9 protein-coding genes are annotated in these 10,409 nt (G+C 71.1%); 5 read left to right on the top strand and 4 right to left on the bottom strand.

Annotation, left to right across the window (positions count from 1 at the left end; all coding sequences use genetic code 11):
- Positions 1-711, top strand: a 711-nt coding sequence (locus PLJ28_RS02430) for a TetR/AcrR family transcriptional regulator (protein ID WP_298042911.1), incomplete at its 5' end; no start/stop codon positions are given.
- A 13-nt stretch (positions 712-724) separates the two neighbouring features.
- On the opposite strand, the gene PLJ28_RS02425 is transcribed toward PLJ28_RS02430, so the two are convergent.
- The 4 genes from PLJ28_RS02425 to PLJ28_RS02410 all read right to left on the bottom strand — a co-directional run bounded on the left by PLJ28_RS02425 (position 725) and on the right by PLJ28_RS02410 (position 5,693).
- On the bottom strand, positions 725-2,302 hold the full coding sequence (locus PLJ28_RS02425) for an NAD(P)/FAD-dependent oxidoreductase (RefSeq protein ID WP_298042913.1): 1,578 nt from the start codon (positions 2,300-2,302) through the stop codon (positions 725-727).
- A 22-nt stretch (positions 2,303-2,324) separates the two neighbouring features.
- Positions 2,325-3,704 (bottom strand): aspartate aminotransferase family protein, encoded by a 1,380-nt coding sequence (locus PLJ28_RS02420; protein WP_183527961.1) that lies wholly within the window; start codon positions 3,702-3,704, stop codon positions 2,325-2,327.
- Between the two features lie 103 nt (positions 3,705-3,807).
- Entirely contained in the window at positions 3,808-5,202 is a 1,395-nt protein-coding gene (locus PLJ28_RS02415) for an aspartate aminotransferase family protein (protein ID WP_183527959.1), read from the bottom strand.
- Positions 5,199-5,693, bottom strand: coding sequence for an Lrp/AsnC family transcriptional regulator (locus PLJ28_RS02410; RefSeq protein ID WP_183527957.1), 495 nt, complete (start codon positions 5,691-5,693; stop codon positions 5,199-5,201). The genes PLJ28_RS02415 and PLJ28_RS02410 overlap by 4 nt, the downstream gene beginning before the upstream one ends.
- A gap of 280 nt (positions 5,694-5,973) precedes the next feature.
- Between PLJ28_RS02410 and PLJ28_RS02405 the strand changes: the two genes are divergently transcribed.
- From PLJ28_RS02405 to PLJ28_RS02390, 4 genes are read left to right on the top strand one after another with little or no spacing between them, the layout of a single operon-like run.
- Positions 5,974-7,266 carry a polyamine ABC transporter substrate-binding protein gene (locus PLJ28_RS02405; RefSeq protein WP_183527956.1) on the top strand — a complete coding sequence of 431 codons (1,293 nt, stop codon included), beginning with the start codon at positions 5,974-5,976 and terminating at the stop codon, positions 7,264-7,266.
- Between the two features lie 4 nt (positions 7,267-7,270).
- Complete coding sequence (locus PLJ28_RS02400; RefSeq protein WP_324589865.1) at positions 7,271-8,497, top strand: ABC transporter ATP-binding protein; 1,227 nt, start codon at positions 7,271-7,273, stop codon at positions 8,495-8,497.
- Positions 8,494-9,432, top strand: a complete 939-nt coding sequence (locus PLJ28_RS02395; RefSeq protein ID WP_183527952.1) for an ABC transporter permease — start codon at positions 8,494-8,496, stop codon at positions 9,430-9,432. The genes PLJ28_RS02400 and PLJ28_RS02395 overlap by 4 nt, the downstream gene beginning before the upstream one ends.
- A gap of 19 nt (positions 9,433-9,451) precedes the next feature.
- On the top strand, positions 9,452-10,381 hold the full coding sequence (locus PLJ28_RS02390) for an ABC transporter permease (protein ID WP_255459484.1): 930 nt from the start codon (positions 9,452-9,454) through the stop codon (positions 10,379-10,381).
- Positions 10,382-10,409: the final 28 nt, after the last annotated feature.

Below are 10,409 nucleotides of genomic sequence, written 5' to 3'. Positions count from 1 at the left end.
CGGCGACAGGCGGGCCGGCCGGTGACACCGGTGCTGAGCCGGGAGCGGATCGCCCAGGCGGCGCTGGAGCTGGTGACCCTGGACGGGGCCGACACGCTGACGATGGCGGCCCTGGCCCGGCACCTGGGGGTGGCCGCGTCCGCGCTGTACAACCACATCGGCGGCAAGGCCGAGCTCACGGCGCTGCTGCAGGATGCCGTGATGGGACGGGTGGACGTCAGCTCCCTCGAGGCGTTCCTGGACGGTTCCGGGTCGCTGGCCGCGGCGCTCGCCGACTGGGGCCGGTCCTACCGCGAGGTCTTCGCCGCCCACCCCACGCTGATCCCGCTCATCGCGACCCTGCCGATCTCCGGGGCGCCGACCACCCGGGGGATGTACGACGTCGTGGCGGCGGCCCTGAGCCACGCGGGGGTGCCCGACCCGCGGGTGGTGCCGGTCATCATCGCCTTCGAGTCGTTCCTGTTCGGATCGGCCATGGACGTGCACGCCCCGGCCTCCATCTTCACCTCGCGGCCCGGTGAGTCCGATGCGCCCAACTTCCAGCGGACCGTGGACTCCTTCATGGCCTCGCTGGCGGCCGGTGACCAGGGGACGGGTGCCGCCGGGCAGGACGCCGTCCCGGAGGCGGCCCAGCGCAATCCCTACGCGGATGCGCCCTTCGAGCTCGGGCTCGATGCCCTGATCCACGCCACCCTGCGGCTCGTTCCCTGAGCCCGTGCCCTGATCAGGAGTCGAAGCCCATGCCCAGGGCCTCGGTGAACCTCAGCCACAGTCCCTTGCGTCCGCCCCGCCGGTCCGCCCGGGCCATCTCCCGCTTGGTGATCTCGATGCCGGCCCAGGCCAGCGGGTCGGGAGGGAAGGGTGCCGGCTTGCGCCGGACCATCTGCAGCCCGGTCAGTTCGGTGTCCCGGCCCGAGAGCAGGTCCAGCATCACCCGGGCGGCGAACCGGCTGGCGCCGACGCCCAGTCCGGTGAACCCGGCCGCACGCGCGGTCAGCCCGCCGTGGGCGGTGTCGAAGAAGGCGAAGAACCGCGAGCAGGTGTCGATGGCCCCGCCCCACTGGTGGCTGAAGCGCACGCCCTCCAGTTGCGGGAACGTCGCCAGGGTGTGGGCGGCGAGCCGCCGGAAGGTCGCGGGGCGCTGGTCGTAGGTGCCGGAGACGCGCCGCCCGTAGTGGTAGACCGCGTCGTAGCCGCCGAACAGGAGCCGGTCCCGGCCCGTGGCGCGGTCGGTGGCCAGCCGGTAGTAGTGGAACCGGGAGTCGGGGTCGTCCAGTCCCTGCCGGCGACGCCAGCCGAGCGCCGCGGACTGCTCCGGTGTCAGCGGTTCGGTCATCAGCGCGTAGTCGTAGACCGGGACGGTGGACAGTCCCGTGCCGGGCAGCAGGGACCGGTAGGCGTTGGTGGCCAGGGCGACCCGCCGCGCCGTGACCACGGCGCGGGGCGCTCCGCCCCCGGGACCCTGGTGGCCGCCGTCGTACGTCTCCTGCGGAAGGGGCCCGGTGCGGGCGGGAAGGCCCTCGACCTCCCCGCCGACCGTGGCCACCACTCGGGCCCCGGCGCCGGTGCCGGTGCGGCGCAGTTCCGGGACCGGTGAGTGCTCGTGGACGCGCACGCCCCGCTCCAGGCACGCACGCTTGAGCCCCCAGGCCAGCCGCGCGGGGTCCACCAGCGCGGATTCCCGGTGCCACCACAGCCCGGCCCGGTAGAGCGGCGAGGCGACCTCGGCCCGGACCTGCTCCCGGTCGAAGAAGGTCGACTGCGCCGGATCGGTCTCGTGCTCGCGCCGCAGCGCGTCCACGTGGTGGTCCTCGACGGCCACGGTCATGCTGCCGTTCCACTCGAAGCCGCAGTCGATCCCGTACCGCTCGAGGGCCTGCCGGATCTCCTCCACGTTCTGCTCCCCGAGCTCGTCCAGCCGGTCGACCTCGTCCGGTACGTGCAGCACCCCGTTGGCGCGTCCGTGGGTCAGCGAGGTCGAGACGAACCCCCCGTTGCGTCCCGAGGCGGCCCAGCCGCACTCGTGCCCCTCCAGCAGCAGCACGTCCCGGTCCGGGTCCCGCTCCTTGGCCAGCAGCGCGGTCCACAACCCGGTGAAACCGCCGCCGACCACCAGCAGGTCGGTCGTCGTGTCCCGGGACAGGGCGGGCTCGGCAGGCGGCCGGTCAGGGGAGTCCAACCAGTAGGAGATGGCCTTGGCGCCAGCCAGCGCCGCGTCCACGACGCCGGCCGGCACCTCCCGCTCGGCTCTCTCATACGCGGTCAGGGGCGAGGCCTCGTCGGGTCGTGGCGGCTGCGGCACGGGGTTCACCTCGGGTCCCGGATCAACCGGCCGCGTGGCGGTCCGCGACCTCGAGCGCCTGGTCCAGGATGTCCAGTCCCTCGCGGAGCACCTCGTCCGGGGTGTTCAGCGGCGGGGCCACGTGGATCCGGTTGTAGTTGGCGAACGGCAGCAGGCCCAGCCTCTTGCACTCGCCGATCAGCTCGTTCATCTCCGGGCTCGAGCCGCCGTAGGCCGCCAGGGGTTCCTTCGTGGCCCGGTCCCGCACGAGCTCCACGGCCCAGAAGGCGCCCAGTCCGCGGACGTCGCCCACCGAGGGGTGGCGGTCCCCGATCTCCCGCAGGCGGGGGCCGATGACCTCCCGGCCCACGCGCGCGGCGTTCTCCACCATGCCCTCGTCCTTCATGGCGTTGATGGTGGCCACGGCGGCGGCGCAGGCCAGGGGGTGCCCGGAATAGGTCAGCCCGCCCTGGTAGACGCGCTCCGCGAAGGTCTCGTAGACGGCGTCCGAGATGGCCACGCCGCCCAGCGGGACGTAGCCCGAGTTGACGCCCTTGGCGAAGGTCATCAGGTCGGGCTCCACGTCCCAGTGGTCGACGGCGAACCACTCACCGGTCCGGCCGAAGCCGACCATCACCTCGTCGGCGATGAACATCACGCCGTACTTCCGGGTCAGCTCCCGGACCCCGGCCATGTACCCCGCCGGCGGCACGTAGATGCCGGCGGTGCCGGGGACCGACTCGAGGATCAGGGCCGCGATGTTCTGGGCGCCCTCGAGCTGGATGACCTGCTCCAGGTGCTCCAGGGCGCGCTCGGTCTCCTGCCGGTCATCCTGGGCGTGAAAGTAGCTGCGGTAGGGGTAGGGGGGCATGAAGCGGACGACGCCGGCCGCGGACCGGTCGGCGTCGAACCGGCGGGCATCACCCGTGACGTTCACGGCCAGGTCGGTGCCGCCGTGATAGGACCGGTAGGCCGAGAGGACCTTGTGCCGGCCGGTGTGCAGCCGCGCCATCCGGATGGCGTGCTCGACGGCGTCGGCGCCGCCGTTGGTGAAGAACACGTGGTTCAGGTCCCCCGGGGCCAGGTCGGTGACGAGGCGGGCGGCCTCCGACCGGGCGTCGTTGACGTGGGCCGGGGCGATCGTGGCGATCCTCGCGGCCTGGTCCTGGATCGCGGCGATGACCTTCGGGTGGGAGTGGCCGATGTTCGTGTTGACCATCTGGGAGGAGAAGTCGATGAGCCGGCGCCCCTCGCCGTCCCAGACGTGGGGGCCCTCGGCCCTGAGGATGGTCATCGGGCTGATCTTGCGCTGCGCGCTCCACGAGTGGAAGACGTGGGCGCGGTCGAGGTCGAACGCCTTGCGGCCCTCGGCGATCAGGTCCTCGGTGATGGCGGGATCGGGGGTCACCGGTTGGATGGTCATCTCGTCTCCTTCGTCGAAGCTGCCTGGTCTCGATCGTGCCATGACGGGGCGCGCGGCGGGTGAGGCCGGTCGCCCGCGCGCCCCGTCCCGGCCGCCGGTTCGGTCAGATCCTCGCCCAGGCGTCCTGCAGGACCCCGCGCAGGATCTGCTCGATCTCGTCGAACTCGGGCTGGCCCAGGGTCAGCGGCGGGGCGAGCTGGATGACCGGGTCGCCGCGGTCGTCCGCGCGGCAGTACAGTCCGGCCTCCCACAGCGCGGGGGACAGGAAGTCGCGCAGCAGCCGGTCGGCCTCCGGGCCCTCGAAGGTGGTCTTGGTGGCCTTGTCCTTGACCAGCTCGATGCCGAAGAAGTACCCGGCCCCGCGCACGTCGCCCACGATCGGCAGGTCCAGCAGCTGTTCCAGGGTGGCCCGGAAGGAGTCGGAGCAGCCCTGGACCCGCTCGTTCAGCCGCTCGCGTTCCATGATGTCCAGGTTGGCCATGGCGACGGCCGCGGCGACCGGGTGACCGCCGAACGTGTAGCCGTGGTAGAAGGTCGAGTCCTTCGAGAAGGGCTCGAAGAGCCGGTCGGAGGCGATCATCGCCCCGATGGGGGCGTACCCGGAGGTCATGCCCTTGGCGCAGGTGATGATGTCCGGGGTGTAGCCGAGGTCGGTGCAGGCGAACATCGAGCCGATCCGGCCGAAGGCGCAGATCACCTCGTCGGAGACCAGCAGCACGTCGTACTCGTCGCAGATCTCCCGGACGCGGTCGAAGTAACCCGGCGGGGGCGGGAAGCACCCGCCGGCGTTCTGCACCGGCTCCAGGAAGACGGCGGCCACGGTCTCGGGCCCCTCGAACTCGATGGCCTCGCGGATGCGTTCGGCGGCCCAGAGCCCGAAGTCCTTCTCGTTGTCCGCACAGAACTCCGGCGCCCGGTAGAAGTTGGTGTTCGGCACCCTGAACCCGCCCGGGGTCAGGGGCTCGAACTGCTGCTTCAGCTCGGGGATGCCGGTGATGGACAGGGCGCCCTGGGGCGTGCCGTGGTAGGCGATGGAGCGGGAGATGACCTTGTGCTTCATCGGCCGGCCGGTCTCCTTGAAGTAGTTCTTGGCCAGCTTCCAGGCGGACTCCACCGCCTCGCCGCCGCCGGTGGTGAAGAACACGCGGTTCAGGTCCCCGGGCGCGTAGGCGGCCAGCCGCTCCGCCAGGTCGATGGCCGGGGGATGGGCGTAGGACCACAGCGGCATGAACGCCAGCTCCCGGGCCTGCTTCGCCGCCGCCTCCGCCAGCTCCTCGCGACCGTGCCCCACCTGCGCCACGAACAGGCCGGCGAGGCCGTCGATGTAGCCCCTGCCGGCGTCGTCATAGATCATGTGGCCCTCGCCGCGCACGATCACCGGGACGTCGGCCCCGCGCTGGATCGGGCCGTGCGCGGTCATGTGCATCCACAGGTGGTCACGGGCCGCGTCCGTGCGCAGCGCGCCGGTGGGTGTGGTGCGTACCGAGTTGTCGGTCATCGGGTTCCCCAATCGTATTCCTGCTTCCGCAGGGAGAGGTAGGTGAGGGTCTGCGTCTGCGTAACCCCCTCGGTGGTCCGGATGGCGGTGATGACGTCCAGGAGGTGCAGGTCGTCCTCGCAGACCACCTCCACCAGCACGTCCCAGTCACCGGCGACCACCACGCAGTAGTCGACCTCCGGGATCTGCGCGAGGCGGTCGGCGGTCCCGGTCAGGTCGGCCCCGGTCTTGACGTGCACCATGGCCTGCCGGGGGAAGCCCAGCTGCATCGGGTTGGTCACGGCCACGACCTTCAGGACGTCGTCGTCGAGCAGTTTCGTCACGCGCTGCCGCACGGCGGCCTCGGAGAGCCCCACGGCGCGGGCGATCGCCGAGAATGAGCGCCGCCCGTCCTGCTGCAGCTGCTCGATGATGGCCTTGGAGCGGTCGTCCAGCGCTGCGGAATGGGCCTCGGACGGCTTCGCGGGGGCGAGGCTGCTCTGCGGCGTCACGGTGCCTCCTGGCGTCCATGGGGGGGTGGGGTGTCGGGTACGGGCCGCACCCGGAAAACGGATCTCGTTGACTGGGGGTGGGCTTGCCTCATTGAATCCCACGCGGAGAGGGGGCGCAAGGGTCGGATTTCGTTTCCGAGAGGTAAATGCTCAACGAAAAACCTTGTCAGTGCAGGAGTGCTCTGTCACACTCTGGTCAACAGCCGCGGCAGTACACAACGCTCAGGTCCCGGCCCCCGGGGACCCGCCGTGGCCGCTCGCGTCGATCCGAGGAGCCAGCATGTCCCCCCGATCCCATCCGTCCCACCGTCTCAGCCTCCGGCCGGGTGCCACGCCCGGTCCCCGCGATCCTGACGTCGCCGCGCTGGTCCGGCTGGCGCGGTCGGCGTCGGCCGGCAGGATCAGCCGGCGGTCCCTGCTGACCGGTGCCGGCGGGCTCGGACTGGCCTCCGTGCTGGCCGCCTGCGGAACCGGTGGCGGGACGACGCCGGCCGGGGAGAGCGAGTCCTCCGGGCAGCTGACCCCCGCCGAGGACCGCTCGGCCGAGGACGGGACGCTGCGCTGGTCCAACTGGACGCTCTACCTGGACTATGACGACGCCGCGGGCGTCTATCCCACGCTGGAGCGGTTCCAGGCGGAATCCGGCCTGGAGGTGACCTACACCGAGGACATCGACTCCAACGACGGCTTCTTCGGAAAGTACCAGAACCAGCTGTCACGGGGGCAGGACATCGGCGCGGACCTGATCACGCTGACGGACTGGATGGCCGCGCGATTGATCCGCCTGGGCCAGGTGCAGGAACTGGACGCGGGGAACATCCCGAACCTGGCCAACCTGCTGCCCAACTACCGGGAGGTCGAATGGGACCCGGGTCGCGTGCACTCCGCGACCTGGCAGGGTGGGTTCACCGGACTGGCCTGGAACAAGGAGGAGGTCCCCGGGGGCCTGCGCGCGCTGGACGACCTGTGGGACCCGGCGCTGAAGGGGCGCGTGGTCGTGCTGGACGAGATGCTCGACACCATGGGCCTGCTGATGATGGCAGACGGGGTGGACATCACGGGGGACTGGGGTGACACCGAGTTCGACAACGCCCTGGAGGTCCTGCAGAGGCACATCGCCAGCGGCCAGATCCGCCAGGTCAAGGGCAACGCCTACAAGGAGGACCTGATCTCCGGTGACGCCCTGGCCGTGATCGGCTGGTCCGGGGACATCACCCAGCTGAACGTCGAGAACGGCGACCGCTGGGAGTTCGCCCTCCCGGAGGCCGGCGGGACCATGTGGGCGGACAACCTCATGGTCCCCATGGGGTCCTCGCACAAGGCCAACGCGGAGAGGCTCATCGACTTCTACTACGACCCCGCGGTGGCGGCCGAGGTCGCCGCGTACGTCAACTTCGTCTGCCCGGTGGAGGGGGCGCGGGAGGAGATGGAGAAGATCGATCCCCAGCTGGCCCAGGACCCGATGATCTTCCCGACGGACGAGTACCTGGCCAACGCCCAGATCATCCGGGCACTCACCCCCGAGGAGGAGACCCGGTACAACGAGTCCTTCCAGCGGGCGATCGGCAACTGAGCCCATGGGACAGCTGCCGGCGACGACATCGCCCGAGAGCATCCCGGGGACGGACCTGGCCGCACCCGGGCAGCAGCCCGCCGGGGACCGGCCGGCATCCGGGGGCGCCGAACTGGTCCTGCACCGAGTGCGCAAGCAGTTCGCCGGCTTCGCGGCCGTCCAGGCCACGGACCTGACGGTCCCGGCCGGTGAGTTCTTCGCGCTGCTGGGCCCCTCCGGTTGCGGAAAGACCACCACCCTGCGCATGGTGGCCGGCCTGGAGACGCCCACGGCCGGCAGCATCCGGATCGGTGGACGCGACGTGACCTCCCTGCCGTCCTACAGGCGGCCGGTCAACACCGTCTTCCAGTCCTACGCGCTCTTCCCCCACCTGTCCGTGAAGGAGAACGTGGCCTTCGGGCTGCGCCGCCGGCGGGTGCGGGACTGGAGGGGCCGGACGGAGGAGTTCCTGCGACTGGTGGAACTGCACCACCTGGCCGACCGCCGTCCCGCGCAGCTCTCCGGCGGGCAGCAGCAACGCGTGGCGCTGGCCCGGGCCCTGGTCAACCAGCCGGAGATCCTGTTGCTGGACGAACCCCTGGGCGCCCTGGACATGAAGCTGCGTCGGCAGATGCAGTCCGAGCTCAAGCGGATCCAGGCCGAGGTGGGACTGACGTTCATCCACGTCACCCACGACCAGGAGGAGGCCATGTCCATGGCCGACAGGATGGCCGTGATGAACGAGGGCCGCATCGAGCAGATCGGCAGGCCGGAGGACCTCTACCACCTGCCGCGCACCGCCTTCGTGGCCAACTTCCTCGGCCGGTCGAACCTGATGGCCGGGACCGTCACCCGGGGAGGTGGCGGCACGGACCCCCTGCTCGAGGTGAACGCGTCCGGCCACGGGCTCGCGGTGCACCGGGACCGGGCGGTCTCCACCACCGGAGAGGTCCTGGTGGGCATCCGGCCGGAGAAGATCCACATGCGTGCGGCGGGGGCGGACCCGGACGGTGCCACCGCGAGCGGGGGAGTGAACCGGGTGGCCGGGACCGTCACGGACGTGGCCTTCACCGGGGTCTCCACCGAGTACCGCGTCGAGGTCCCGGGACTGGGCGAGCTCGGCGTCTTCGCCCAGAACCGCGGCGAGGACCTGATGCGGCCCGGTGACGCCGTCGGGCTCTCCTGGGACCCGGCCCACGCCTTCGGCCTGGACGGGCGGCAGGACGCGGCGGCCGGGGACGGCGCGGTATGACCTCCCGGGTGGCGGGCCGCTCGGGGCGGCAGGCCGGATTCGACCGGGCGGCTGCGCTCGCGGACGGGACCGCGCCGGCCCGCGGCCGGGCCGGGTACGGACTGGTCAGCCCCGGGCTGGTCTACCTGCTGGTGTTCTTCGTGCTGCCGGTCTTCACGCTGCTGGCCACCTCGCTGTACGTGAAGCCGCCCGGGGCCGAGGTGGGCCAGTTCGTCCCCGCCCTGGAGTTCGGGAACTACGCCGTGGTGCTGGGCGGGTACTGGCCGGAGCTGCTGCGTTCCTTCGGCTTCGCCCTGCTGGCCACGGTCCTGTGCCTGGTGATCGGCTACCCGATGGCCTACCTGATCGCCGTGCGGCTCCGGGGGCGGGCCTTCGTGCAGGGGCTGCTGCTGGTGCTGCTGATCGCACCGTTCTTCACCTCCTTCGTGCTGAGGACCCAGGCCTGGAAGCAGATCCTGGCGGACGAGGGGTTCCTGGTCCAGGCCCTGAAGACGCTGCACCTGATGCCGCAGGGTGCCTCCCTGACCGCCACGTCGGTGGCGGTGGTGGCGGGACTGACCTACAACTTCCTGCCGTTCATGGTGCTGCCGATCTACGCGAACCTCCAGGCCCTGGACCACCGGCTGCTGGAGGCGGGCCGGGACCTGTACGGCAGCGACCTCACGGTCTTCCGGACGGTCACCCTGCCGATCTCCGTGCCCGGCGTGCTGGCCGGGACCCTGCTGACGTTCATCCCGGCCTCGGGGGACTTCGTCAATGCGGCCATCCTGGGCAACAACCGGAACACGACCATGATCGGGCAGGTCATCGACTCCAAGTTCATGCGCGTGCTCGACTATCCCGGTGCGGCCGCGCTGTCCTTCATCCTCATGGTGACGATCCTCGTGCTCGTGACCCTCTACGTGCGCAGGTTCGGCACCAGGGACCTGGTGTGAACGGAAGGCAGGGACCGACATGACCAGTTCCGGGACGACCACCACGACGCCGGTCCCCCCGCCGGCCGGCAGGCCCGCCTCCGCCGCACCCCGCGCCACCGGGGGCGGGCCAGACGGTCCCCCGGACGGCGGGACGGTGGGCTCGCGACTGGGCCGGGCGATCGGGCGCTGGGCCGTCCCGGTGCTCGGCGGCCTGGCGTTCATCTACCTGCTGGTCCCGATCGCCTACATCTTCGTGTTCTCCTTCAACCAGCCGGCCCGCACCAACCTGACCTGGCGGGGATTCACCTGGGAGAACTGGCAGAACCCCTGCGGGGCGCCCGCGGTCTGCGCGTCGGTGCAGACCTCCCTGCAGGTCGGACTCGTGGCCACGGCGATCGCCCTGGTCCTGGGCACCCTGCTGGCCTACGGGCTGGGACGCTACGCCTTCCGGTTCCGCGACGCCGCCGGATTCCTGATCTTCCTGCCGCTGGCCACCCCGGAGGTGGTGCTGGGCGCCTCCCTGCTGTCCCTCTTCCTGAACGTGGGGATGCACCTGGGGTTCTGGACCGTGGTGCTGGCCCACGTGATGTTCTGCATGTCCTTCGTGGTCGTGACCATCCGGTCCAGGGTGTCCACCCTGGACCCGCGGCTGGAGGAGGCGGGACGGGACCTCTACGGGTCCCCGGCCCAGGTGTTCCTCCGGGTGACCCTGCCCCAACTGGTGCCGGGCATCCTGGCGGCCGGGCTGCTCTCCTTCGCGATGAGCTTCGACGACTTCATCATCACCAACTTCACCTCCGGCACCCTGGAGACCTTCCCGAAGTTCGTCTACGTGGCGGCCGCCCGGGGCATCCCGGCAGAGGCCAACGTGATCGGTTCGGCCATGTTCCTCATCGCCCTGATGGCGGTGATCGTCATCCAGCTGGTCTCCTGGCAGCGGCGGCGGATGACGGCCGGGCCGCGCTGACGTGCCGGCGTCCTCCCGCGGAAGGCCC

Source organism: Citricoccus sp. (assembly GCF_035445025.1).
Classification (GTDB): domain Bacteria; phylum Actinomycetota; class Actinomycetes; order Actinomycetales; family Micrococcaceae; genus Citricoccus.
The sequence above is the reverse complement of the archived record's forward strand: the minus strand, read 5'-3'. Positions and strand labels throughout refer to the sequence as shown.

Excerpts from the sequence above, each read along its gene's own strand:
- PLJ28_RS02420 (WP_183527961.1), bottom strand. The coding sequence starts at position 3,704 with ATGACCATCCAACCGGTGACCCCCGATCCCGCCATCACCGAGGACCTG.
- PLJ28_RS02415 (WP_183527959.1), bottom strand. The coding sequence starts at position 5,202 with ATGACCGACAACTCGGTACGCACCACACCCACCGGCGCGCTGCGCACG.
- PLJ28_RS02405 (WP_183527956.1), top strand. The coding sequence starts at position 5,974 with ATGTCCCCCCGATCCCATCCGTCCCACCGTCTCAGCCTCCGGCCGGGT.
- PLJ28_RS02400 (WP_324589865.1), top strand. The coding sequence starts at position 7,271 with ATGGGACAGCTGCCGGCGACGACATCGCCCGAGAGCATCCCGGGGACG.
- PLJ28_RS02395 (WP_183527952.1), top strand. The coding sequence starts at position 8,494 with ATGACCTCCCGGGTGGCGGGCCGCTCGGGGCGGCAGGCCGGATTCGAC.
- PLJ28_RS02390 (WP_255459484.1), top strand. The coding sequence starts at position 9,452 with ATGACCAGTTCCGGGACGACCACCACGACGCCGGTCCCCCCGCCGGCC.